At 62.4% G+C, this 24,528-nt stretch carries 25 protein-coding genes and 1 pseudogene; 19 read left to right on the top strand and 7 right to left on the bottom strand.

What is annotated here, in order from left to right; translation table 11 throughout:
- The first annotated feature begins 1 nt into the window (after position 1).
- Positions 2–2,074: a hypothetical protein gene (locus tag J1C56_RS13400; RefSeq protein ID WP_214389901.1), complete on the top strand. Its 2,073-nt coding sequence runs from the start codon at positions 2–4 to the stop codon at positions 2,072–2,074.
- 100 nt (positions 2,075–2,174) lie between these two features.
- Here the strand turns inward: J1C56_RS13400 and J1C56_RS13405 are convergent, their stop codons facing one another.
- On the bottom strand, positions 2,175–2,345 hold the full coding sequence (locus J1C56_RS13405; protein ID WP_214389903.1) for a hypothetical protein: 171 nt from the start codon (positions 2,343–2,345) through the stop codon (positions 2,175–2,177).
- Positions 2,346–2,689: 344 nt separating this feature from the next.
- Between J1C56_RS13405 and J1C56_RS13410 the strand changes: the two genes are divergently transcribed.
- The 5 genes from J1C56_RS13410 (at position 2,690) to J1C56_RS13430 (ending at position 3,974) form a co-directional block, all read left to right on the top strand.
- Positions 2,690–2,896 carry a cold-shock protein gene (locus tag J1C56_RS13410; protein WP_067959320.1) on the top strand — a complete coding sequence of 69 codons (207 nt, stop codon included), beginning with the start codon at positions 2,690–2,692 and terminating at the stop codon, positions 2,894–2,896.
- 130 nt (positions 2,897–3,026) lie between these two features.
- The gene (locus J1C56_RS13415) at positions 3,027–3,293 is read left to right on the top strand and encodes a hypothetical protein (protein ID WP_214389905.1); all 267 of its coding nucleotides are present in this window, start codon (positions 3,027–3,029) and stop codon (positions 3,291–3,293) included.
- Positions 3,290–3,544 (top strand): hypothetical protein, encoded by a 255-nt coding sequence (locus J1C56_RS13420; RefSeq protein ID WP_214389907.1) that lies wholly within the window; start codon positions 3,290–3,292, stop codon positions 3,542–3,544. The genes J1C56_RS13415 and J1C56_RS13420 overlap by 4 nt, the downstream gene beginning before the upstream one ends.
- Before the next feature lie 29 nt (positions 3,545–3,573).
- Positions 3,574–3,714 carry a hypothetical protein gene (locus J1C56_RS13425; protein WP_214389915.1) on the top strand — a complete coding sequence of 47 codons (141 nt, stop codon included), beginning with the start codon at positions 3,574–3,576 and terminating at the stop codon, positions 3,712–3,714.
- A 29-nt stretch (positions 3,715–3,743) separates the two neighbouring features.
- Complete coding sequence (locus J1C56_RS13430) at positions 3,744–3,974, top strand: hypothetical protein (protein WP_214389917.1); 231 nt, start codon at positions 3,744–3,746, stop codon at positions 3,972–3,974.
- A gap of 140 nt (positions 3,975–4,114) precedes the next feature.
- On the opposite strand, the gene clpS is transcribed toward J1C56_RS13430, so the two are convergent.
- Positions 4,115–4,420: an ATP-dependent Clp protease adapter ClpS gene (gene clpS / locus J1C56_RS13435; RefSeq protein ID WP_214389919.1), complete on the bottom strand. Its 306-nt coding sequence runs from the start codon at positions 4,418–4,420 to the stop codon at positions 4,115–4,117.
- A 193-nt stretch (positions 4,421–4,613) separates the two neighbouring features.
- On the opposite strand from clpS, the gene J1C56_RS13440 reads away from it, so the two are divergent.
- The 4 genes from J1C56_RS13440 to J1C56_RS13455 all read left to right on the top strand — a co-directional run bounded on the left by J1C56_RS13440 (position 4,614) and on the right by J1C56_RS13455 (position 7,174).
- Positions 4,614–4,967: a DUF1428 domain-containing protein gene (locus J1C56_RS13440; RefSeq protein WP_214389921.1), complete on the top strand. Its 354-nt coding sequence runs from the start codon at positions 4,614–4,616 to the stop codon at positions 4,965–4,967.
- Between the two features lie 162 nt (positions 4,968–5,129).
- Positions 5,130–6,083 carry a helix-turn-helix transcriptional regulator gene (locus J1C56_RS13445; RefSeq protein ID WP_214389923.1) on the top strand — a complete coding sequence of 318 codons (954 nt, stop codon included), beginning with the start codon at positions 5,130–5,132 and terminating at the stop codon, positions 6,081–6,083.
- A gap of 231 nt (positions 6,084–6,314) precedes the next feature.
- Positions 6,315–6,671 carry a hypothetical protein gene (locus tag J1C56_RS13450; protein WP_214389931.1) on the top strand — a complete coding sequence of 119 codons (357 nt, stop codon included), beginning with the start codon at positions 6,315–6,317 and terminating at the stop codon, positions 6,669–6,671.
- The gene (locus tag J1C56_RS13455) at positions 6,668–7,174 is read left to right on the top strand and encodes a hypothetical protein (RefSeq protein ID WP_214389933.1); all 507 of its coding nucleotides are present in this window, start codon (positions 6,668–6,670) and stop codon (positions 7,172–7,174) included. Before J1C56_RS13450 ends, J1C56_RS13455 begins: the two co-directional genes overlap by 4 nt.
- Before the next feature lie 177 nt (positions 7,175–7,351).
- Here the strand turns inward: J1C56_RS13455 and choV are convergent, their stop codons facing one another.
- The 3 genes from choV to choX form a co-directional block, all read right to left on the bottom strand.
- A complete protein-coding gene (gene choV / locus J1C56_RS13460) occupies positions 7,352–8,533 on the bottom strand; it encodes a choline ABC transporter ATP-binding protein (RefSeq protein WP_214389935.1) in 1,182 nt (393 codons plus the stop codon).
- A complete protein-coding gene (gene choW, locus J1C56_RS13465) occupies positions 8,530–9,384 on the bottom strand; it encodes a choline ABC transporter permease subunit (protein WP_214389937.1) in 855 nt (284 codons plus the stop codon). The genes choV and choW overlap by 4 nt, the downstream gene beginning before the upstream one ends.
- 128 nt (positions 9,385–9,512) lie before the next feature.
- Entirely contained in the window at positions 9,513–10,448 is a 936-nt protein-coding gene (gene choX, locus J1C56_RS13470; RefSeq protein WP_214389939.1) for a choline ABC transporter substrate-binding protein, read from the bottom strand.
- 212 nt (positions 10,449–10,660) lie between these two features.
- Between choX and J1C56_RS13475 the strand changes: the two genes are divergently transcribed.
- From J1C56_RS13475 to J1C56_RS13515, 9 genes and pseudogenes are all read left to right on the top strand, one after another.
- Positions 10,661–11,275, top strand: coding sequence for a thymidine kinase (locus tag J1C56_RS13475; protein ID WP_214389941.1), 615 nt, complete (start codon positions 10,661–10,663; stop codon positions 11,273–11,275).
- 106 nt (positions 11,276–11,381) lie between these two features.
- Positions 11,382–12,470, top strand: a complete 1,089-nt coding sequence (locus J1C56_RS13480) for a hypothetical protein (RefSeq protein WP_214389949.1) — start codon at positions 11,382–11,384, stop codon at positions 12,468–12,470.
- A 223-nt stretch (positions 12,471–12,693) separates the two neighbouring features.
- Positions 12,694–13,842, top strand: coding sequence for a hypothetical protein (locus J1C56_RS13485; RefSeq protein ID WP_214389951.1), 1,149 nt, complete (start codon positions 12,694–12,696; stop codon positions 13,840–13,842).
- The gene (locus J1C56_RS13490; RefSeq protein WP_214389953.1) at positions 13,835–14,272 is read left to right on the top strand and encodes a hypothetical protein; all 438 of its coding nucleotides are present in this window, start codon (positions 13,835–13,837) and stop codon (positions 14,270–14,272) included. The genes J1C56_RS13485 and J1C56_RS13490 overlap by 8 nt, the downstream gene beginning before the upstream one ends.
- Positions 14,273–14,292: 20 nt before the next feature.
- Positions 14,293–16,203 (top strand): AAA family ATPase, encoded by a 1,911-nt coding sequence (locus J1C56_RS13495; RefSeq protein ID WP_214389955.1) that lies wholly within the window; start codon positions 14,293–14,295, stop codon positions 16,201–16,203.
- Between the two features lie 104 nt (positions 16,204–16,307).
- Positions 16,308–16,720 (top strand): annotated as a pseudogene (locus J1C56_RS13500) (endonuclease domain-containing protein).
- Between the two features lie 133 nt (positions 16,721–16,853).
- Positions 16,854–18,140 carry a DUF6638 family protein gene (locus J1C56_RS13505; RefSeq protein WP_214389958.1) on the top strand — a complete coding sequence of 429 codons (1,287 nt, stop codon included), beginning with the start codon at positions 16,854–16,856 and terminating at the stop codon, positions 18,138–18,140.
- Between the two features lie 11 nt (positions 18,141–18,151).
- Positions 18,152–19,276, top strand: coding sequence for a DUF2333 family protein (locus tag J1C56_RS13510; RefSeq protein ID WP_214389960.1), 1,125 nt, complete (start codon positions 18,152–18,154; stop codon positions 19,274–19,276).
- Positions 19,277–19,495: 219 nt separating this feature from the next.
- On the top strand, positions 19,496–21,175 hold the full coding sequence (locus tag J1C56_RS13515; protein WP_214389962.1) for a formate--tetrahydrofolate ligase: 1,680 nt from the start codon (positions 19,496–19,498) through the stop codon (positions 21,173–21,175).
- Between the two features lie 174 nt (positions 21,176–21,349).
- Here J1C56_RS13515 and J1C56_RS13520 read toward each other — a convergent pair whose 3' ends face one another.
- Together J1C56_RS13520 and J1C56_RS13525 are read right to left on the bottom strand one after the other, a co-directional pair.
- Positions 21,350–22,816, bottom strand: a complete 1,467-nt coding sequence (locus tag J1C56_RS13520) for a hypothetical protein (RefSeq protein ID WP_214389964.1) — start codon at positions 22,814–22,816, stop codon at positions 21,350–21,352.
- Positions 22,817–23,215: 399 nt separating this feature from the next.
- Positions 23,216–24,337, bottom strand: a complete 1,122-nt coding sequence (locus J1C56_RS13525) for an acyl-CoA dehydrogenase family protein (protein WP_214390293.1) — start codon at positions 24,335–24,337, stop codon at positions 23,216–23,218.
- Between the last annotated feature and the right edge of the window lie 191 nt (positions 24,338–24,528).

Below are 24,528 nucleotides of genomic sequence, written 5' to 3' on the forward strand. Positions count from 1 at the left end.
CATGAACTGGTCCGTCGCCTTCGAACCCCTGCTGTCATGGCCATTGCTTGCAGCCCTTATGGGGCCGCTGGCACTGCTTGCATTCGTCGGCCTCTGGTTCCGCCAGCGCGGCGGATGGTTGAGGCTGGCAGCACTTGCCGCACTTGGACTCGCACTTGCCAATCCCGTCATCCTCGACGAAGAGCGCGAGCCGCTCAAAAGCGTAGTCGCCATCGTTGTCGACCGCAGCCAGAGCCAGGACATCGGCGATCGCACCGCTCAGACCAACGCCGCGGTCGAAGGGCTGAAGGAACGGCTAGCCCGCTTCCGCCAGTTCGAGGTGCGCGTGGTCGAGGCCGGACGCACAGATGACCGTACCGAGACACGGCTTTTTGCCGGGCTTGAGAGCGCCTTTCACGACGTGCCGCCCTCGCGCATCGGCGGCGCTGTGATGATCACCGACGGCCAGGTGCATGATGTGCCGGCAGCACCCGTCATCAATGCGCCACTGCACGCGCTGATCACCGGCAATGCAGACGAAAGGGATCGTCGCATTCGCTTCGAGCAGGCCCAGCGCTTCGGCATCGTCGGCAAGCCGCTCGACATGACCTATCGGGTGATCGACACCGGCGGCGACGCCGCTTCGGTCGACGTGCGCGTGTCGATCAACGGCAACCAGGTTTCTGTGCAGCGCGCTTTCATCGGCCAGGAAATGCCGCTGCAGATCACCATTCCGAGCGCTGGACGCAACATCGTCGAGCTGTCGATCGACCGCGTTCCGGGCGAGCTGACCGACACCAACAACCGCGCCATAGCGCTGGTCGACGGTATCCGCGAGAATCTGCGCGTGCTGCTGGTCTCGGGCGAACCGCATGCCGGCGAGCGCACCTGGCGCAACCTGCTGAAGTCGGACGCCTCGGTCGACCTGGTGCATTTCACCATCCTGCGGCCGCCGGAAAAGCAGGATGGCACGCCGATCAACGAGCTGTCGCTGATCGCGTTTCCGACGCGCGAGTTGTTCGTCGAGCGTATCAACGACTTCGACCTGATCATCTTCGACCGCTACCAGCACCGCGACGTGCTGCCGATCCTCTATTACGACTACATCGCCGAATATGTCGAAAAGGGCGGCGCGCTGCTGATCGCCGCCGGCCCCGAATATGCCGGGGAGCAGTCGATAGCCAACACGCCGCTGATCTCCGCCCTGCCGGCGATGCCCAATGGCGACGTCATCGAAAAGGCGTTCTATCCGCGCCTGACCGAACTCGGCCAGCGCCATCCGGTGACGCGTAGCCTTGAAGGCTCAGGCCAAGAACCGCCGCGCTGGAGCCGCTGGTTCCGCCAGATCGGCATCGAGCAGCCGGAAGGCGAAGTGGTGATGAAGGGCGCGGACGACAGGCCGCTGCTTCTGCTCGACCGCAAGGGCGAAGGCCGCGTCGGCATGTTCCTGTCCGACCAAGGCTGGCTGTGGGCGCGCGGCTACGAGGGAGGCGGCCCACATGTCTCGCTCTACCGCCGCATCGCGCACTGGCTGATGAAGGAGCCTGAACTCGAGGAAGAACGCCTGACCGCCGACGGCCGCGGCATGGTGCTCGACATCAGGCGCCAGACAATGCGCGACGAAGCCGGCCCGGCCCGCATCATCACGCCGTCGGGCAAGACGCTCGACGTGCAGCTCAACAAGAGCGAGCCCGGCATCTTCACCGGCAGCGTCGAAACCAGCGAAATCGGCCTCTATCAGGTTGGCAATGGTGATTTGACGGCGCTTGCCCATGTCGGGCCGGTCAACGCACCTGAGTTCGCCGACGTGGTGTCGACGGAGAACGTGCTGCGTCCGGCGGCCGAGGCAACCGGCGGCGACGTACGCCGCCTTGCCGCGACGGGCATATCAGCCTTGTCCAACGGCATCTCGCTGCCAGGCGTCGTGCCAGTGCGTGGCAGCGCCGAGGCCTCCGGCCGCGACTGGCTCGGTTTCCGCACCACGGATGACAGCGTATTGAAATCGGTGTCGCGCGTGCCGCTGTTCGGCGGCTTCCTCGGGCTTGGCCTGCTGCTTTTGGCGCTTGGGGCGATGTGGTATCGCGAGGGGCGCTAGGGTCAGTTCCGTTCCGATTGAATCGGAACGGGCTCTGTTTTTTATCGGAGCATGATCTGACAGGCTGCCGCTTTTCGGGACCGTGCTCGAATGCCCTGCGTCAACGCAGGCGGTTGTCTTCCATCATTTGCAGCACGCGGCGCCGGGATCCGTCGCTGTCGGCAAGCCGCAAACGCGCGGTCTCGTCCTTGCGCGCGGTCAGCTTGACCGGCTTGACGAGCGGCACCGGCAGTTTGACAGCTGAGGTCTTCGGCCTTTTCGTGAACATCATGGCTTTGTCCTCATATGGGGGAATGCAGTCCGCCGCGAAGAACCAAATGGTCCTGCGGAAAGCAACTGCTAATTGTCTGCTAGTGCGGAAACCGTATCAGCATTCCACGACCGGTGCTAGACGGACACGACCCGAAATAAATTCGCAAATAAAACCAGCCTAGCAAAAAACACCTTACATAAACCGCAATTAAAGGCTATAAGTAACGTATCGTTTTTTGGGCCAAGCTTGGCTATCGCGGCGTCAGAGGTTCTCGACCCGCCAAACTCACTCCAAATCGTCGATCTATTGATGTGCGGCAATACTTGCCGCGCGACGACTTTTCTCATTCGAAAGATACTCACATGAACACTGGAACCGTAAAGTTCTACAACGGCCAGAAGGGTTTTGGCTTCATCGAGCAGGCCGGCGGCGGCAAGGACGTGTTCGTCCACGTCAGCGCGCTTGAGCGCGCAGGCTTCTCCGGCCTCGCCGAAGGCCAGAAGCTGAACTTCGAGCTTGAACGCGACAACAAGGGCCGCGAGTCGGCCACCAATCTTCAGCTGCTCTGATTTCATTTGATCGGATCGACGGACGCTGACCACGGATGTACCGGCAGCGTCTATCCGGTCTGACCTGAGCACGTTTGAAGTGAGGAAAGCGGGGCATTGCTCCGCTTTTTGTCCATTTCGGGAGGCATTGATGACCGGGCGCACCAAACGTTCAACCGTCCATTTCGACAGGCCGTTCGCCTTGCGCGGGATTGAAGAGACCCAGCCGGCTGGCGACTACGACATCGACCAGGACGAAGAACTGATCGACGGCATCTCGTGGATCGCCTACCGGCGCGTTGCTACCTACATGCACCTGCCCGCGCGCTCGTCCAACCTGCTGACAAGCCAGGTTCTCGCCATCGACTATGCCGAACTAGAAGCCGCACTGCGGCAGGACCAGGAAAAGGCCGCATGATCAGGTTCACAAAAGGGCCGGCTTCGACCCCACGCGTGGAAAAGCCCTCGCATCGCTTCACTGTCGGCCAGATGGTGCGGATCAGGAGCCGCATCGGCATGGCGGTGAAGGACGCCGAGACCTTCCATGTCAAGGCGACGCTGCCGGCCAAGGACGGCTCGCCGCAATACCGCATCCGCAGTGACCGCGAAAACCACGAACGGGTCACCACGGAAGACAATCTCGAGGGAGCCGAAGCGGTAGCCGAATAGGGCCGTTTCGCAACAGGAAGGACACGACCATGGCCAAGGGCCAGCAACGCAGCAACCGCGAAACCAGGAAGCCCAAGAAGGAGAAGGTCGAGGTCAAAGCCACAGCCGCCTTCGGTTCGCAGGTCAAGCAGGCAGAGACCACATCCTACAAAGGCAAGCCGAAAGGCTAACCTACCCGCAAAGGCGGCTGGAGGCGGATTTGAATTTCGTCATCGAATTCTATCGCCTGCGCGAGGAAGACGGCGCGCACGCCACGCTCGATCGGGTTTCGCTCGAAGCGCTGGATATCAAGGCAGCCGTCGGGATCGCCGGCTCGCTTTTCCATACGCTCGCCATGCCGCAGGTACCGGACCAGGTCCGCATCTGCGACATGGGCGGGCGCGAACTTTATGACGGCCCGGCCTCGGGCACCGAGCCGGCATTGCCGTAAAGGATCGGCGGAAGCCTGCCGTGCAGATCCCTGCCCTTCGGGCGTTCACGTCCCTTTAAACGTCCAATCGACGTCTCAATCCGCCCGAAGCGGAGCGAACATTCGTCGCTTGTGGCTTCGTCCGCTGCGCGGACCGCCCCTCACTCCTCCGGCTCTGTCGTGAACTGCAATGGGTAGCCCTTGGCCTTGCCGGCTTCGGTGGCGCGGGTGGCCTTGGTCTCGGCGACATCCCTGGTGAACACAGCCACGACACAGACGCCGCGCTGGTGGGCGGTGATCATCACCCTGTGGGCCTGATCCTCCGACATGTGGAACTCGCCCTTGAGCACCGTGACGACAAATTCGCGTGGCGTGAAGTCGTCATTGACGAGGATGACCTTGTGCAGCTTCGGCCGCTCGGTCTTGGGTCGGAGTTTGGTGCGTGGAACCGTGGTGGTCTGGGGCATGGCAATCGCGCCTCATGCTCACGTCCTCGCAGTATGGGGTCGATCAAGGCGCACCGCAATGATTTCGGAACCCGCAGCCCTGCACGGCCATTGTGCCTGCAGGCGGTGCGGGTCGCATAAAAAATTCGAAAACACTGTCGGAACAGGCGCCGGCCATTCGTCCTTGCAAGGTCACAACACGAGGAGAAGAAGCATGTCTTACGTTGATGGTTTCCTGCTTGCGGTGCCGAAAAGCAATATCGAGGCCTACAAGGAGATGGCGCGCCTGGGGAGCGAGGTCTGGAAGGACCACGGCGCAATCGCCTATGTCGAGTGCCTGGCCGACGACGTGCCTTATGGCGAAGTCACCTCCTTTCCCCGGGCGGTGCAGGCCACGGACGACGAGATCGTCGTCTTCTCATGGATCGTCTACCGCTCGCGTGAGGAACGCGACGAGATCATGAAGAAGGTGATGGCCGACCCGCGCCTGGAGGGCGATCCGGCATCATGGCCGTTCGACGGCAAGCGCATGATCTATGGCGGCTTCAAGCCATTCGTTGAAAGCTGATCGCGACTGAAGCAATGGCGGTTGCCGGCAGGTACCGGCGGCCGCCGGCTTGACCGCAACAGCCGTTCCGTGAATAAGGATGCAACAACCCGCATAGGCTGAACCTGCAACCAACTTCCCGCATAGGTAGCCGGCGGGTGCATTCTGAGACGGAACCGTTCGATGCAGCGCTTGTCGACCCTTGATGTTCCCGCGCGCGACCGCCTGGCCTATCTCCATGATTTCGTCGCCCGCCATGTCGCGGGCCTGCGCTTCCGGCCTGAAGACGCCGACAGCTTCGCCTTCAACCTGTCGGCATATTTTCTGGATGGTCGCACGACGGTGGGCACCGCCTGCTATTCGGCGGTGTTCGGTGAACGCCCCAAGGACCTTTTGGCGGCAGACGGCCGGCAGGATTACCTGTTGACCATCCACACCTCCGACTACGAGGTGGCCATGGAAGGCAAGAGCCCACTCATCATCAAGGCCGGCGATATCACCCTCGTCAACGAGGGCTCCGCCATGGCCTTTGCCCTGCCCGCGACATTGCTCAAGGTGGTGTCGCTCGAAGAGGCGCGGCTGGCAGCCCTTGCTCCGCGGGTGCGGATGCGCGCACTCCACCACATATCGGCGAGCGCTGCCGGGGCGAGCCTGCTGACGGGCTATGCCGACCTGCTGCGGGCGGCAGCACCCGACGGCGAGGCCGGACGGCGGCTGGCCAGCAGCCACCTCTACGATCTTGCCGCCCTGGTGATTCAGGGCGGCAGCGCCGATACGGCCGAACAGGTACGGCCGAGCCTGGGCGCGGCACGGCTCGAACTGGTCAAGGCCGAGATGCTGCGCCAGCTGACCGACCCGGAGTTGAGCGTGGCTGCCATTGCGCGGCGCCAGGGCATCACGCCACGCTACATCCAGCGCCTGTTCGAGCAGGAAGGGCTGACTTTCTCCGAGTTCCTGCGCGACGCGCGGCTCGACCTCGCCCGCAAATCGCTCGACATGCCCGGCGCTGCGACAGTGTCGGCGATCGCCTTCGATGCCGGCTTCAACGACCTGTCGCATTTCAACCGCGTCTTCCGCCAGCGCTTTGGCGCGACGCCGACAGAGATCAAGGCCGCAGCGCTTCGCCGCTGTCAGTAGCTCAAGACTCAGTTCGTCCCAATCCGCATCTGTTCGCCTCATGCCAAGACGACCGCCTTTTGGCTGTCGTAAAGCAGCGTCGTGGCGGACCGATGCATCCGACGGGCGGGGGCGCTCTTCGAACGCATGCGAGGCCGGCCATCGCCGGACCGTCGACTGGGCAGAGTCGGCGGTCCGCGCATGGGCCGTCTCCACGGAGTTCGCGCCATCTCCAGCGAAATCGAGAGATCCATGAAGAGAGCGATTGCATTGATCCTGTGCGGCGTGCTCGCCGCCTGCAGCCAGACGACTTCGACAACCAGCACAACCCAAGCCAGCGCAGGCGCGCCGAAGGCGGCGGCCCAGGTCGCGCCCAAGGGCAAGAAACAGACGGCGGCACAGCGCTGCGAGGAAGCGATGCGCAAGGCAACCCAGGCTCAGACCAATGCCGCCATGCTCGGCGGCGCGCTGTCGATGGTCGGCGGCTTGGGCGGTTTTGGCCGCGGTGGCGCGATCGCGGGCTCAGTGGCTTCGGTCGGCGGCTCGCTGGTTCAGGCCAAGGCGCAGAACGACGCCGACACGGCGCTTAACGCGGAGTGCATGGGATGAGCTTTTCCCTTGGACGCCACCTGGCTGCAGGCCTGTTGAGCACGAGCCTGGCACTTGGCGCATTCGTGCTGCCGGCTCGCGCATTGACGGTGGAAGAGGCCGGCAAGGTCGTGAGGCTATTGGGCGAACTTGAGCCCGAGCTTGGCCGTCTCGCCTATGACGAGGAAGAGGCCGACCAGTGGTTCGACGACGATGCCGGCCTCGAAGGCCGTATCGCCAAGGCCGGCTTTACCCGCGAAAGCTGGAAGGAGGCGCTGGGCGCCACCTTCCGGGGCTACCTTGCGTCGATCGCCACCGAACGGTTCGAAGCGACGTTCTCCGGTCTGGTCGAAAAGGTCGACGCCAGCGACCTGAACGCCGAGCAGAAGGCCGAGATGCGCAGCTTCGTCGTGGAAAAGATCGCCGAGACGCGGGCATTGCGCGCCGAGGGGGCGCAACATCTCGGCGCCGTGCAGCCTTATGCGGCCAGGCTGAACGAGTTGTTGGGCGACGAGGAAGAGTGAGCCGCAAGCGAAATGCTGAGCGTTGACGATCTACCCCCTTGTGGGGAGGTAGCGCCGAAGGCGCGAGTGGGGCAAAAAGATTCTAGGCATGGGGGCAATACCCCCGCCCCGTCTCTCTCGCTTTGCCTTGCAAAGCTCGCTCGCCGACCCTCCCCACAAGGGGGAGGGTAAAGACTGTCATCTCCGCAGCACTGCTGACAGCACGTCGCGGATGCCGATGGCGCCGACGAAGCGCGACTGGTCGTCGAACAGCGCCACCGGCGATGTCTGCGAACGATGCATGGCGAGCATGACCAGCTTGAGCGAGGTGCCGGGCTTGGCCCAGAAGACGTGCGAGGCCTCGTCGGACGACTTTTCGATATCGTCGACGGAGACCCAGACGGCCGGCTGGCCGTTACGCTCGGCGGCGACGACCAGGCCCTGTGCATCGATCTTGAAGCGCGTCGTCTTGCGCCGGTCGAGCCAGAGCCAGCCCTCGCCGGCATCTTCGAGATCGCGACGATCGCGCATGACGTTCCATGCCGTCAGCACCGACAGCGGGTTCACATTGGCGATGAAGTCGCGGACATAGTCGTTGGCCGGGCGCAGCACGATATCCTCGGGCGGGCCGGACTGGACGATGCGGCCGCCCTCCATGATGGTGATGGTGTTGCCGATCTTGAGCGCTTCCTCGAGATCGTGGCTGACGAAGATGATGGTCTTCTTCAGCGTCTTCTGCAGCTGCAGCAGTTCGTCCTGGAGCTTGGTGCGGATCAGCGGATCGAGTGCCGAGAACGGCTCGTCCATCAGCAGGATCGGCGCTTCGGTGGCGAAGGCGCGCGCCAGGCCGACGCGCTGCTGCATTCCGCCGGATAGCTCATGGGCATATTTCTTGGCCCAGGGCGTCAGGTTGACGAGGTCGAGTTGCTTGCCGACCTTGAGCTTGCGCTCGGCCTCCGGCATGCCGGCAAGTTCGAGGCCGAGGCCGACATTTTCCTCGACAGTGCGCCAGGGCAGCAGGCCGAACTGCTGGAACACCATGGCGACCTGATGCTGGCGCAGGCGACGCAGGGTCGGCTCGTCGCAGGAGACGACGTCGACCATCTTGTCGCCGTCCTTGACCATGACCTGACCGCGCGAAACGATGTTGAGGCGGTTGACGGCGCGCAAAAGTGTCGACTTGCCCGAGCCGGACAGGCCCATCAGGACGGAAATCTCGCCCTCGTTGACGGTGAGGTTGGCACCGGCGCAGCCGAGCACATTGCCGGTCTTTTCGAGGATCTCGGCACGGGTCGCGCCCTTGTCGAGCATGGCGAGCGAGCCTGTGGTGTCGGCGCCGAAGACGATATCGACGTTCTTGAAATCGACGGCAACGTTCATTTCTTGCCTCCCACGCCGATACGCGTCATCCGGTCGAGCACGATGGCGAGCACAACGATCGCAAGGCCCGCTTCAAGTCCGAGGTCGATCTTGCGCGAACCGAGCGCGCGGTTGATTTCGGTACCGAGGCCACCGGCGCCGATCAGGGCGGCGAAAACGACCATCGACAGCGACAGCATGATGCACTGGGTCAGCCCCGCCATGATGGTGGGCAATGCCGCCGGCAGCTCGACCTTCCACAGCAGCTGGCGCTTGGTGGCGCCAAAGGCCTGGCCGGCCTCGATGATCGCGGTCGGCACCGAGACGACGCCGAGATGGGTCAGGCGCACGGCGGTCGGGATGACGAAGATGATGGTGACGATGAGGCCGGGCGCGTTGCCGAGACCGAACAAGGTGAGCACCGGGATCAGGTAGACGAAGGTCGGCAGCGTCTGCATCAGGTCGAGCACCGGCAGCATGATGCGGTAGACCTTGGGCTTGTGAGCCGCCCAGATGCCGAGCGGCACGCCGATGGCCATCGAGGCGGCGGCGGCGGCAACGACAAGCACCAGCGTTTCGACCGTCTGCTTCCACAGGCCCTGGTTGATGATGAACAGCAGACCGAGCGCCACGCCGATGGCCAGTGCCCGCGAGCGCTGCAGGTACCAGGCGAGAGCCGCGATCAGCGCCACGACGGCGACCGGCGGCAACAGCAGGAGCCCGTCGACAAGGCCGTCGAGCAACAGGTTGAGGCCGTTGGAAAAGCCGCGGAAGATGGCGTTGAAATTGTCGGTGAGGAAGGTGAAGAACGCCTTGCCCCACAGGCCGATCGGAATCTTGTAGGCAGCCAGCAAGTTCGATACCGGATCCATCTGTCCCCTCTCTATTGCTTACGCAGGCACCGGTCGCGCCGGCGCTTCTCGCTTAACTTGATACGAAAAAGGGCAGCTGTCTCGCTTGGCTGCCCTTCTTCATATCATTTGCAGGCAATAACGCCGGATCAGCTCGCCAGTGCAGCTTTCACCGCAGCTGCAGCATCGCCGCCATCGAAGGTAGTGACGCCGTTGAGCCAGGGCGTTGCCGCATCCGGGTTGGCCTTGAGCCAGTCCTTGGCAACGTCATTGGCGTTGCCACCCTTGAGGATCGCATCCATCATGGTGCCTTCCATCTCCAGGTTGAACTTCAGATTGCCGAGGAGCTTGCCGACATTCGGGCATTCGGCGACGTAGCCCTTGCGGACATTGGTGCTGACGGTGGCCGCACCAAAGCCCGAGTCGCCCATGCCGTCGAGATAGGCGATCTTCATCGCGCCCATGACAGGATGCGGCGTCCAGCCCAGGAAGGCGATCCATTCGTTGGCCTTCATCGACTGCTCGGCCTGGGTCAGCATGCCGGCTTCCGACGATTCGACCAGCTCGAAGCCGGCGAGGTTGTTCTCGGGCTTGGAAATCATGTCGAGGATGATGCGGTTGCCGTCATTGCCGGCTTCGATGCCGTAGATCTTGCCGGCGAACTTGTCCTTGAACTTGCCGAGATCGGTCAGCGTCTTGACCCCGCCTTCGGCGACGTAGCTCGGCACGACGATGCCGTAACCGGCGCCGGAAAGGTTTTCGCCGATAGTCTCGACCGAGCCGTCGGCGACATATTCCTTGATGTCGGCAGTCATCGACGGCATCCAGTTGCCGAGGAAGACGTCGAGATCCTTGTTCTTGAGCGAGGCATAGGTGACCGGCACGGACAGCTGGATCACCTCCGGCTCGTAGCCCAGTGCGGTCAAGAGCACCGATGCGACGCCGGTGGTGGCCTGGATGTCGGTCCAGCCGACATCGGACAGGCGCACTTTCTTGCAACTTTCGGCGTCGCCCGCAAAGGCGGCACCAGCAGTCATGACCGCCGATACGCCGACTGCGGCGGCGAGTAGTTTCATGCGCGACATATGGAATCTCCCATTCGTATTTTTGACGGCAACGCGGTATTGTTGTTGTTCGTCTTTGTCGCGAGCCAAACACCATTTTCCTTTGGATTCAAGTGACATGACGCAACGACAGACGCCGCCGGCTGATCCATCAGCGACATCGCAGAGGTTTTTTGCGGTGGATGGCAGGGCTGCCCCCTCCCCGAGCCCGACGGCTTCTGGTTAGAAGAACCATGGCCAAGCTCTATTTCCACTACGCCACGATGAATGCCGGCAAGACGACAATGCTGCTGCAGGCGTCCTACAACTACCGCGAGCGCGGCATGACGACGATGCTGTTCGTTGCTGGCCACTACGCCAAGGGCGATACCGGCTACATCTCTTCGCGCATCGGACTCGAGGCAGGCGCGGAGATGTTCCGCAGCGGCGACGACCTTTATGCCCGCATCGCCGAGCATCACCAGCACACCAATGTGCACTGCATCTTCGTCGACGAGGCGCAGTTCCTGGAGGAAGAGCAAGTCTGGCAGCTGGCGCGCGTTGCCGACCGGCTGGGCATTCCCGTCATGTGCTACGGCCTGCGCACCGACTTCCAGGGCAATCTTTTTTCCGGCTCGCGCGCCTTGCTCGCCATCGCCGACGACTTGCGCGAGGTGCGTACCATCTGCCGCTGCGGCCGCAAGGCAACGATGGTCGTGCGCCTCGGCCCCGACGGCAAGGTCGCGCGCCAGGGCGAGCAGGTGGCGATCGGCAAGGACGTCTATGTCTCGCTCTGCCGGCGCCACTGGGAAGAAGAGATGGGCCGCGCCCAGCCCGACGACTTCATCGGATTTGCGCAGCGCGGCTAAGTAGCTTCGTCTTAAATCTTTTCGCCAAGTGCTCCGCGTCTTTCAATCGCAAGATGCGCCACATATATTCGGCGCCACTGTCCCGCATTCGACACCGGAGGAACGTATGGCAACGCTGCAGAATTTCGATGCCGAGATCGCCAAGACCAAGCAGGTCGTGGAAGACATGCGGAGCAAGATCGAACAATCGGGCACCGTGCTCGACAAGATCGCCACGACCGACGCCAAGATCGGCGCCTCCGACTTCGACATCGAAAACGCGCGCATCCAGGACGTGCTCAAGCAGCAAAAGGTGATGGAAGGCAACATCGCCGACCTGATCATCGGGCTCGAGGACGCCACCAACGTGTTCGGCTCCGAATTCGAGAGCATGAAGAGCTTCACCGGCTGGGAAACCTTCGTCGGCATCTTCTCGGATTCGAGCAAGCAGCGCATGCGCACCGACCGCGTCCGCAACATGTCGCTGGCCGGCAATTTGCAGGAACTGCTGGTCAAGTCCGACACCATCGTCGGCATCCTGAAGGCGCAGAAGCAGGTGCTCGACGAGCGCTACAAGACCTCCGAAACCAGCCTCTCCCAGGTCATCGAGCGCCGCAAGACGACGATGGCCAACCTCGAAGCGACCCAGAAGCGCATCGAGGAACTGAACCCGCTCCTGCTCGACATCGAAAACAAGATCGCGGCGTCGACCAGCCAGAAGGAGCGCACCGAACTCGAATCCGAGCGCTCCAAGCTCGCCACCGAATACAACGAGAAGCAGGCCAAGGAGCAGGAAATCCTGGCCGAGAGCCAGACGCTCGAACGCTACACCTCGATGTTCCAGACCTTCGTCGATTCGCTCAACAACCAGATCGCGGCGCAGAACACGCTGATCAACAAGCTGACGATCGATACCGAGCAGCGCATCGTGCTCTACAAGGCGCTGGAAGACTCGCTGAAGACGGCGGCACAGCAGGACGTTGCCCACAAGATCAACACGTTGGGCTCGAAGGTCGACAACACCGCCGAGGAGACGATGGCCGGCATTGGTGCCGCCGCCCAGAAGCACATCGGCGACCTGCTCGAACTGCACGAGAAGAACATGGTGGCGACCGCCGACATCCAGCGCCGCAAGAAGCTGGCCGACGACGCCTTCGCCCGCCGCTTCGAGGAGGTGCTGAAAAAGCACAATGCTTCGGATTACGTGCAGTCGTAAACCGACAAGCATCCGCTATGTTGCGCCCTGTCGCGCCCCCCTCTGGCCTGCCGGCCATCTCCCCCACAAGGGGGGAGATCAGGCGGTGGCTCGGGCTTCGCCGGCATTCGGTGATGAAGTTTGGGCGACGGGAGACGCAACAGCCGATCTCCCCCCTTGTGGGGGAGATGGCCGGCAGGCCAGAGGGGGGCAACGTCGAGCCCATGCATTCGAGAAATTGCCCATGACACCCACCGACGATCCCGCCGTTCGCTATTTCGACGCCATAGCGGCAGCACTCAGCGGGCTTGAAATCTTCATGCGCGACGACCGCTCGCCGCTTTACCGGCATGGCATCGTCGCCAAGGTGGCGGCCGAATATATCGCGCGGCTGGAACGGTCCTTCGCCTGCTGGCGCAACCGCCTCGGCTTCATGGAGACGTTCAAGATCTCGCGCGCGGAAAGCGGCTTTCCGGTGTTCCAGAACGTGCTCGAACTGGAAAACGACCGCAAGACAGCGGCGCAACGGCTGGCCAGCATTCCGCCGTCGGGCGAGTTGCGCGAGGAGATGGCCGACTTCATCCTGCGCCACAAGGAATTTCCTGAAGCGCTGCAGCGCTCGATGGCCGAGCGGCTCTATCTCGAGGACGTCAAGGACGGCGTGACCTTTTCGCCCTTCATCCTGGCGCAGACGGCCAAGGTGTCGGTCAATCCGAAGTCGATGCGGCCCTACTACCTCGTCCACTGGGGCAGCTTCGACGGCACCGCCAACCTGCCGCTGATCTACATGGCCACCGTCGAGGATTCGTCCGAGGCGATGGTCGAGCAGCTTGTCGACACCGCGACCGGAAAGCTCAACGAGAAGATCGACATTCCCCTGCCCGTCGACGGCCTGCTCAATCCCGATCTCGCCCACCGCTTCGACGACTTCACCGAGAAGAACTCGGCCTATTCGCTGTCGCCGCTGACAGTCGCCACCAATCTCGACAAGGATTTCCCCGAACTGCACCCCAAGCAGCTCAGGCGCATGGTGCTCGGGCCGTTTTATTCTGCCGGCATCACCGAGCACAATTCGACAGTCAGCGAGGTGCTGTCCAAGGTGCGCAAGGCGGAAAACGCCTGGCTGCTGACATGGACCATCCAGGAGGTCTATTCCAAGGCCGAGAAGCCGGGCCGCAAGGGCCTGTGGTCAAGTGAACCTTCGAGCGAGGAATTCTTCATCAACACCGACGATCTCGAAGCCGCGCGCCAGGGTGTGTCGAGCTACGAGAAGCACGCCCTGATCCCGCACGAAGCCTACCAGGCGCTTTATGCCGCCGGCGAAGCCGAGAAGATCTTTGCGGGCTACAAGGTGCACATCCTGTCGAAGGGACAGGTGATCTCGGATGTCTGAGGGCGCGCAACCGGAAAGGAGCGCCGGGAACGGGCGTTCCAGTTATCTACCTGGACCTGTCTTCGGCATAGCTCTCACGAATGTCCTCATTTGGGGTGTCGCCGTTTGGGGCGAGCACTACGCGTCGGCCGGAGTGGGCAAGATCGTGCCTCTGACGGTGGCGCTCACCGGTATCGTCTGTGGATCGGCGGTATTGGCCCGACCGCGGCGCGCGGCGTTGCGCATCGGCCTCACCGGGATACTGACGACAGCATTCATACTGACAGTCTATTCGAGCCAAGTCGGTTTCAGATTGGGAATGGATGCACCCGTCCGTGCAAAACTGCCAACTACCGTTCTAACCATCACAGCAATGTACACCTTCGTAGTCCTGATGTTTTACCTTGTTCATGCTGCGGAAGGGTACTTTCGCCGCGGACACCACAACTGACCTGCGAGACGAGGCTCCGAATGGACACCGGCCTGACCACGATTTCCGAAGCCGACATCGAGAAGCACCGCGCCACCGCGCAGAGCTTCATCACCCGCATCGTCGTGCTGGAGGATTCCTCCGGCCAGTCGGGCACGGCCCTTGCCGGCACCAACCGCCGCTTTGTCTCGACGGTTTCAACCGGTTCGATCCGCAAGACGCGCGAGGTCGAACTGCAGAAGACCGTCACGGCCATCCGCCCCGACGATCAGCTGATGTCGATCCCGCAACATACGCTTTTGTTCCGTGCCCGGCGCGGCATCGCGGTGGCGCTCGCCGTCTCCGACATCTTCTCGCGCTCGACGGATCTCGAAGCGCTGCAGGCCAAGAACGCGCGTGCCCCGCTCGAAGGCGACGAGGCCGGCCACTTCAAGAAGCTGCTGTCGGCATCGGCCTATGTCGCGGCCTTCACGCTCGCCTCCTACCTCGCCCAGCTGATCGACAGCGACGGCGAGGCGCCCAATGACGTCACCGAACCCGACTTCCTGTTCGACACGCCGCAGGATGCGGTGAAGTCGATCGTCTCGGGCCTCGACCGGGCGCTTGTCGGCGCCAAGGACGACGCCGATCTTTTGACCCGCGCCCGCGCCTTTGCCCGCGTCGCGATCGAAGGGCTTTTGCAGCGCAAGGGCCGCTTCGACGGGCTTGGCGCCTTCGAGAACGCCCACATCCGCATCGACACCGACGACTTCACCCTTGACGGCTTCGATGTCGCGCCGGGCAAGAAGTCGAAGCCGCTGGTGATGACCTTCAAGAAGCCGGAAGAGGTTGTCGGCAATCACATCGCCAAGTTCCAGTCGGTCAGGCTTGCCAAGATGCTGATGGCCTACGACTTCGAGCGCGAACTGAACCCCTTCGTCGAGCTTGGCGGCTTCCTGTTCACCTTCATCGGCGATGGCGCGCCGGGCACCGGCAAGACGACGCTGATCCAGATGATCGCCGGCCTGGTCAACAATTACTGCCAGGTCGCCGGTTATCCCTTTGCCTACGAAAATTTCGGCGTCGACCAGATCTCGTCCTACCAGGGCAAGTCGGGCCAGAACTGCCGCCAGTTCATCAACAACGTGCTCAACCCGCGCGCCATCGGTTTCGGCACCATCGACGACATCGACCAGGTGGCGGCCAAGCGCTCCGACGACCGGGCCTCGGCCGGCCAGCAAGAAATCACCGGCGTGCTGATGGACGCCTTTGCCGGCGCAGGGACCGTGGTGCGCGGCAACTGCTCGTTCGGCATGTTCTCCAACTATCCCGAGAATGTCGACGATGCGCTGCGCCAGCGCGCCGGCGCCCGCTGGCTGGTCGACGGGCCGCAGACCCGCGACGACTACATCGACATCTTCGTCCTGCTCGCCGGCAAGAACCACAAGATACCGCTCGGCGAGCACGATCTCTATGCCGCGCAGGAAATCCAGCGCGCCGTGACCGAGGCCTATGAAGAGCATGCGAAGCCGCAGGAAGACGGGCTGGAAAAGGTCTTCGAGCGCTTCATGAAGGACAATGGCGAACCGAAGACGCTGGCCGACGTCGGCACCTATCTGCACATGATCAAGGAGGCCGAGCCGCGCTTCACCGGCCGAGCCATCAAGAACGTCACCGACGCGATCAAGATGCGCGCCATGGACATCGAACTGCCCGACGAATGGTTCGAAAAACCGGAAGCCTTCATGCACAAGGGCTACGACGAGAAGAAGGCGATGATCGAGGAGCTGCGCGGGCCATTCTCGATGGACATGGTGATGCAGGAGATCAACCGCTACGCCGATAGCGAATTCCGCTACTCCGACAAGTCGGACGATGCCGCGGTGTCGAAGCTGCTCCGCGATGCGCGACTCCGGGAGCGCGCAGCGAAGGAGATGGAGGAGCTGAAGGCGAAGGGGCTTTGGAATGCGTGAGCTTTCCTTCTCCCCGTGAAGAACGGGGAAAGAGGTTAGCCGCAACGTTGGCTTCCCCCTCGCCCCGTTCTTACGGGGAGAGGGTAAGGGTGAGGGGCAGCGCAGTGCGTAGCGGAAATGAACGTGCCCGAAGTATCGCTCGCAGACTCAGGCAAGGTGGCAACGATTCCGAAGACGCCTTGTGGAGCGAGCTACGAGATCGACGGCTCAACGGCTTCAAGTTCGTTCGGCAGCTGCCAATAGGACCTTATTTCGCAGACTTTGCCTGCAGAGAACAAAAGCTTGTTGTGGAATTGGATGGCAGCCAACACGCTCAAAGTCAGCGAGACGAAACACGGGATCAATATATGATCTCGGAACGATGGTCTGTCTTGCGCTTATGGAATGTCGATGCCCTAAAGGAGCGGCAAGCTGTGTTGGATACTATATTGGCTGCCCGGAGGGGCGATTGGATCGATGTGTCGACGCGCCAGATCTCCGTTTCAAGGCAGCAGCTGAGTATGGAGCAAAAGATTGATAGCTGGCGCCGCCCCTCATCCCCTGCCGGACCTTCTCCCCGTAATGACGGGGAGAAGGAAGACGGCCGCAACGTTCACGCCCTCCTCTCCTCGTCCTTCACGGAGAGTGGCTGAGGGTGAGGGGCAATCCTGATGGACCTGCTGCGCGACAACGAACTGATCTATGGCCGGCTTTTGCCGGTCGACGAACCACACCTCATCGACCGCTACAACAAGGCGCTGAAGGCATTCGGGCTCGAACCAACAAAGCTCAAGAGTTTCGAGATCGACCGGACCGGCTTTTCGCCAGAGATCGCCGAGGAGCTCGGCGACTACCAGTATCTCGACCCCAATGAGGTCAACCGCCGCTTCATCATCCTGACGCCGTCGCAGATCGACCTGCCGGTGGTGCACACGGCATTTTCCAACACCTCGCAGCTGCTGTTCGAGTTCATGTCGAAGAACCAGCGCGCCATCGACGCGCTGACGATCAAGGACGTGATCTATGGCGAGATCGAGGACTCTGTGTCCAAGGTCGAGGACATCGAGGACCTGTTGTCGATCAGCCAGGTCGAGTTCCGCGTGCTGTCGGCCGAGGACGTGCTTGGCAAGGCGGCCGAGCTCGGCAAGCTTGTCGACAAGCTGAAGCAGGAGCCGGAAGCCTGGCGTGACGACGCGATGCTTCAGCGCATGGTCGATCTGGCCAAGGTCTGCGGCGACATCCGCGAGAACGCGCTGGTGCCGGACCAGGTCATCTTCCGCCACAACGCGTTCTGGACCAGCCATTTCGGCGGGCTCTACGTCTTCGTCGATCCCGAAGTGACGACAGTGATCTCCGACCCGTCGGCGCCGGGCTTCCGCCGCTCGCGGCCGTGGCAGGTGAGCTATCTCTCGATCAAGGACGCCGACAAGGTGTTCAAGTTCCTGGCCTCGACCGGCCGGCTCGACTTGCCGCGCGCCTCGTGGATCGAAAGCTCCGGCTATCTCGAGCACCGCGCCGAAATGGCGGTGCGGGCGCTGATCCAGCAAGCTGAGCCCAAGCGCGACATCGGCAAGGTCGACAAGGTCTGGCTGCAGACCTGGATCCATGGCCATGCCGATGTGATCAACCGCGACGGCAACTTCCCCTTCCTCAACGGTGCCAAGCGCGAGATCGCGCAACTCGGCCAGTTGAGGCTGGAGGAAGTGTTTCCGCTGCACCGCTTCCTGGTGGTGCGCGCCAAGGCCGATCATCCCGACGCCTGGCTGACCAACCGGCTGATCTCTGAATTCGTGCCGTCGGACTTCGTGTCGCGCTACGTCTTCAACAAGCAAGGCTTCTACAAGGATTATGAAGAGCTCAACGAGACCCGGCGATCCAATGTTGTGGACACGTTGAAAACCTCATATCTGAAAGACAAGGCGGCGTTCCGCGCACAGCTCTACGGCCTGACCGACTGAGGGGGTTCCATATGCTTGATCCGATCGTGAATTTCTTCACCCGGATATTCCAGCTGATCGGCCGGGGCCTCGGCTTCGTCGTCGGCATCTTGTTGCTGCCGTTCATCTGGGCCTGGCGCTGGTACATCCAGCGTGGCTGGATCCTCAAGACGGTGCTTGGTGCCGCGGTTGCAGGCCTGGTGGCGCTTTACGGCTATTTCGTCTGGAACACCCAGGCCTGGACCAACTTCAACCCGGATTACGTCGCGGCGCACAACTTCGAGAACCGCAACGTCTCGGCCGGCGAGCAGGTTGTCGCCGGCAGCGGCACCGACACTGCCAAGACCTGCGGCCGTTCGGCAATCGCCGACATCTCGGCGGAACTTACCAACTTCAACGTCAACGAGAACGCCTGGATCTCGTCGATGATCCTCTACAAGACCGGCCTGTTCGGGCTGTCGTGGGATCACACCCCGTTCCTTGACAACAAGGCCTCGTTCCAGCGCGGCATCAACCAGGCCATCCGCCGCACGACGACCGAGCTCGCCGACAATCTCGGCCGCGTCCGCGGCACCAGCCAGGTCGATTCCGACCTGCAGGACGCGCGTGGCAACATGCAGTTCGACGAATACACTTGGTATTTCGGCCTGACCCCGTTCGGCCCCAAGACGCCGACGCCGAGCTATTATCGTTCGGCGATCAAGAGCCTCAACAACTTCAACGCCCGGCTGGAGAAATGCGAAGCGGTGTTCGACGCCCGCGCCGACAATCTGATCCAGTTCATCGATCGTATCTCGAACGACATCGGCGCCACCTCCGCGATCCTCAAGGACCGGGCCGAGAACTTCAACAATGGCTGGTTCGACCCGCGCGCCGACGACCGCTTCTGGTTCGCCTATGGCCAGCTCTACGGCTATTACGGCCTGCTCAAGGCGACCCATGCCGACTTCGAGGACGTTCTGCGCACCCGCAACCTCGACAATCTGTGGGACACGATGGAGCAGCAGACGCGTTCGGCGCTCAACATCCAGCCCTTCATTGTCTCCAACGGCGCCGAGGATGGCTGGTTCATGCCCTCGCACCTGATCACCATGGGCTTCTACATCCTGCGCGTGCGCTCAAACCTCGTCGAGATCAGCAACGTGCTGAGCAGGTAGCGAATGGCGAATGGCGAACGGTGAGTAGCGAATAGGGAGTGGTGGGATAAGGCGCTGTGCAACCACAGCCCCCTACTCCCTATTCGCTCTCTCGCCCCTGTCGCAATCCGTGCATTGGGCGGCTGTTTTGAGACGGCAAGGAACGCTGATGTCGCGCTTGTATGGCCGCGACAGGGATGGCCATGGCGCCATTGGGACAATCATTGCGGAGGAGCCGTCATGGCCGAATTCAAGACCGACATCGAGATAGCGCGCGCTGCGAAGAAGAAGCCGATCCAGGAGGTCGGTGCCAAGATCGGCATTCCGAGCGAGCATCTTTTGCCCTATGGCCACGACAAGGCGAAGATCTCGGCCGAGTTCATCGCCAATGCGCGCAAGAACAAGGACGGCAAGCTGATCCTGGTCACCGCGATCAACCCGACGCCCGCCGGCGAAGGCAAGACCACGACCACCGTCGGCCTCGGTGACGGTTTGAACCGCATCGGCAGGAAGGCGATCGTGTGCATCCGCGAAGCCTCGCTTGGACCCAATTTCGGCGTCAAGGGCGGTGCGGCCGGCGGCGGATATGCCCAGGTCGTGCCTATGGAGGACATGAACCTCCACTTCACCGGCGACTTCCACGCCATCACCACCGCGCACAACCTGTTGTCGGCGCTGATCGACAACCACATCTACTGGGGCAACGAGCTCGGCATCGACACCCGCCGCGTCGTCTGGCGCCGGGTGATGGACATGAACGACCGCGCCCTGCGCGAGATCAACTGCTCGCTCGGCGGCGTCGCCAACGGTTTTCCGCGTGAAGCCGGCTTCGACATCACGGTGGCCTCGGAAGTCATGGCGATCCTGTGCCTGGCGACCGACCTCAAGGACCTCGAAAAGCGCCTCGGCGACATCATCGTTGCCTATCGCCGCGACAAATCAGCCGTCTATGCCCGCGACCTCAAGGCCGACGGCGCCATGGCCGTGCTGCTCAAGGATGCGGTCCAGCCCAATTTGGTGCAGACGCTGGAAAACAACCCGGCCTTTGTCCATGGCGGCCCGTTCGCCAACATCGCCCATGGCTGCAACTCGGTGATCGCCACCACCACCGCCCTCAAGCTCGCCGACTATGTCGTCACCGAAGCCGGCTTCGGCGCTGACCTGGGTGCGGAGAAGTTCTTCGACATCAAGTGCCGCAAGGCTGGTTTGAAGCCTGCCGCCGCGGTCATCGTCGCCACCGTCCGCGCCATGAAGATGAATGGCGGCGTCAAGAAGGAAGAGCTCGGCAAGGAAAACGTCGATGCGGTGAAGAAGGGCTGCGCCAACCTTGGCCGCCACATCGAAAACGTCAAGCAGTTCGGCGTGCCGGTGGTTGTGGCGATGAACCACTTCGTCTCCGACACCGACGCCGAGATCGCGGCGATGAAGGACTATGTCGCCGGCATGGGCGCCGAAGCGATCCTGTGCAAGCACTGGGCCAAGGGTTCGGCCGGCATCGAGGAGCTCGCCCACAAGGTGGTGCAGCTCGCCGAGAGCGGCGCCTCGCAGTTCTCGCCGCTCTATCCCGACGAGATGAAGCTGTTCGACAAGATCGACACCATCGTCAAGCGCATCTACCGCGGCTCGGAGGCGATCGCCGACAAGTCGGTGCGCGACCAGCTGCATGCCTGGGAAGCCGCCGGCTACGGCCACCTGCCGGTGTGCATGGCCAAGACGCAATATTCGTTCTCGACCGACCCCAACCTGCGCGGCGCGCCCACTGACCATGTCGTGTCGGTGCGCGAGGTCAGGCTTTCGGCCGGTGCCGGCTTCATCGTCGCCATCTGCGGTGAGATCATGACCATGCCCGGCCTGCCAAGGGCACCCTCGTCGGAAAAGATCTTCCTCAACGAACAGGGCCAGATCGAAGGCCTGTTCTGAGAGCAGACTGGAATTCGCAGCAATCGAAGGGGCAAGGCCGAAAGGCCTTGCCCCTTTTCGTTCAAGCAGCCAGCCGCCGTGCCCAGGCCTTCATCGCCGCCAGCTCCGCAGAACCGGATGAGTAGTCCCCCGCGCCGCATGAGGGTCAGACGCGTGCATGACCTGACGGCGCGCTTACGGCCCACCGATCCTGCTTACCGCCGCCGTCGATAGACTGACAAAGCGGTCGAGCAAGGCGAAGAACACGTCGATGGCGAAGCCAAAGACGAAGGCAAGCGTGAACAAGCCGAAGCCGATGGTCTGGAATGCTTCATTGTTGTTGAAGGTCCCGTCCCAGAACCACGCCAGCACCATTCCGGCCAGGGCGCCCAGAGCGACACGATAGATCATGCGCAGCAGTGACGGGTTTGGCAGGAACGGGTCGAGAATGCGCCGCATGAAGTACATCAGCGAGCCGAGCGCGCCATACAGGGCGGGCAGCGCCAGATAGGAATAGGTCGCCAGCCGCCCCGATATCTTGTTCTGGATGTCGATGAGATTGGGTATCGACTGTGAATAGTAGTTCAGATTCATGCGGCAATTCTGGCGCATCAGATCGACGGTGTTGATGCCGAACGCGTCATCGAAGAGGTAGTTCACCTGGGTGATGAATGGCGACGATCCCGCCTGTTCGGATTTGGCACGTTCGATTTCGCCAAGATACTGGCAAAAATTCTGCAGCGAGCTGACGTCGAACGACGCATATTGCTCTTCAAACTGCTTGGTGATGTCGTCGCTTACTTGCTGGGGCGTGCTTCCAGTTGAGTTTGTGGCGGTTGCCGGGCATCCCTGCCCCAGCAAGGCTCCTGCCCAGCAGACTGCATTTCGGATGCGGCCCAGGACGGCCAGTTGCGCATCTGCGGCAGCCAGGAAGGCATCACTCTTCTCCTTGACCAGTTTCAGCTCCTTGTCGAGCATGGTCAGTTCGTAGACATACTGGAACGAGGCGTCCTGAGCGATGAGATTGCGCTGGACGGCGTCGACAGCATTCGTGGTGCCAGACTGCGAGGCGGCCGCTGGAGACACCGTTTTCGGTGCATCTGGCAAACCCGCCGCCCCATTGCCATCCGTTGAGGAGACCGGTGGCTGGCCGACCAGAATGTTTCCCGGCAGTTGATGCTCGGCGATCAGCAGTTGCCGCTCCAGCCTGCTGTAGTGCAGTCCCGGGTTCTTGCCGGTGAGCAGCGAAAGCTGCTCATAAAGGGTCGCTCCGCTCTTGTAGGTGAGCGTGAGATTGCCGGCAGCAAACATCAGCAGCAGGGCAGCCAGCACAAAGCCGAGGTTTTTCAGCTTGTCGCGCAGCCGTTCCTTGTTTGGCCGCCATCCGCTTTGAAGCGCGCTGACGGTGGCCGCCGGAATTGCGACCCGAGACGCGGCCAACGCCGACTGAAGCTCGATCACCGCGGAGTTGGTGAAGATCCGGTCCATGTCCTGCAGAACCTTTGCCGCCGCGAACCTCCTGAAGAAATCCCCATCGGCCAGCAGCCCGGCGCGAACCGCGTATTTCGAGACCAGTTCAGCCTCGTCGATCAGTTCCTCAACGGCAGACGTGGCTGGAGGCGCGACCGGCTGTTTCCAAAAGATAAGACGATGCCACCACATCCCCCGCCCCCCTAACCCAACACGCCGGCAACGAAACCGTATGGCCCCGGGCAGCCGCAGGGAAATCCCGGCGGGCCGGGCGGGTTGGCCCAGCACCAGAAAGTGGGCGTGAAGCAGATGGTGCCCGGCTGGTGCGGCGGCACCTGAGCCAGCGCCGAATGTGTAAGAGCAATCACAACCCCGAAAATTAGCAGGATTGCGAGCCTAAGCTTCACCGACGGCATCAAGCCCTCCCGGCCGCACATATATTATAAATTGTATCTCTAAATTCATACAATCAAAAGTAGAATCTCGCAATCGCCCTTTCGAACGGTCAGGCAAGACACGATCGAGATTGGAACCATAAGAAACGGCCGCCGCGACGTATCGCGGCGGCCGGCTGCCTTGGGAGGAGTTGGCTCAGAAGATCGTGTCGACCGGCAGGCCGAGTGCCATCGCGCCGGCATATTGCGCCTGCGGGCCTGATTGAAGCGGGTGGAAGCGCGCGCCCTGCATGTCGCGGAAACGGCGTTCGAGGCCTTTTTCGCGGTAGAACGACGACCCGCCGGCAAGCTCCATCGCAAGCTCGACGACCTCGAGGCCATGGCGCGCGACCAGCGAGCGGCCGATCATCACGTCGTTGACGCTTTCGGCCGAGGCTGCGTTGCGTGCGGCCGTCTCGACCATCGAGCGGTGGGCAAGCCGGGCGGCGTGCAAGGACGTGTCCATGCGGCCGGCAAGGTTGAGCAGCGTCTCGCTCGCCGGCTTCTTCCTGGCGATCTCGACGGCGATGTCGCGCGCGCTTTCGGCGACGCCGAGATAGACGGCGTAGATCAGCGGGAATGCGACGGTGGCGATGATCTGGAACACCGGGTGCCAGTGGCCCGCCGCGCGCGAGAAGGCGACCGAAGCGTCCGGCACAAACAGCCCGTCGATGACGACATCGTTGGAACCGGTGCCGCGCATGCCGAGCGTGCGCCAGTTGTCCATGACGCTGACCTCGGGTGCCCGCATCGGCACGCCGAAATGGATGACCTTTTCGCTGCCATCCTCTTCGCGAACGATGGCCCCCGTCATCAGGATATCACCGGCGACGGCACCCGAGGTGAACACCTTGCGGGCGGTGATGCGATAGCCGCCATCGACCTTTTCGGCCTTGCCCGAGCCGCCGATCCAGTCGGACCCGCCGCTGGACAAAAGGATCAGGTTTTCCGCCGCGACGCGCTTGAGCAAAGGCTCGACGGCGGCGACCTTCTGATGGCGCCAGCGCCAGGCGGGGATGGCCACCTGGTGGGTGTGCATGGCAAAGGCGAGCGCGGTCGAGCCACAGGCCCGCGCCATGATGCGCAGCATTTCACAGAGTTCGGTTACTTCGGCGCCGCCACCGCCCAGTTCAAGCGGCACGCCGGCGCTGGCAAGGCCGGCTTTTTTCAAGAGGGCATAGTTTTCGGCAACGAAAAGGTCGCCTTCGTCGAACTGTCGGGCCCGTTCGGCAAGGGCCGGCACGAGATCTCGTGCCGCGGCTATGACGTCGATTGGCATTGCACCTGTCACGCCGGCAGGTGCCAGCGCAGCGTTTTCAAGACTTCTCATCAAGTCGTCTCCTGTTGACCGGCAGGCCAGGCGCAAGGATCGCGCCATCGGCCGGGCGGGTCCAGTTCAGGAACTGTACCGGTGCGCGAGGCGGTCATCCCTATGGGCTAGGTGCGAGACGGCGGCTTTTGCGCTATAAG

Source organism: Aminobacter anthyllidis (assembly GCF_018555685.1).
GTDB lineage: Bacteria > Pseudomonadota > Alphaproteobacteria > Rhizobiales > Rhizobiaceae > Aminobacter > Aminobacter anthyllidis.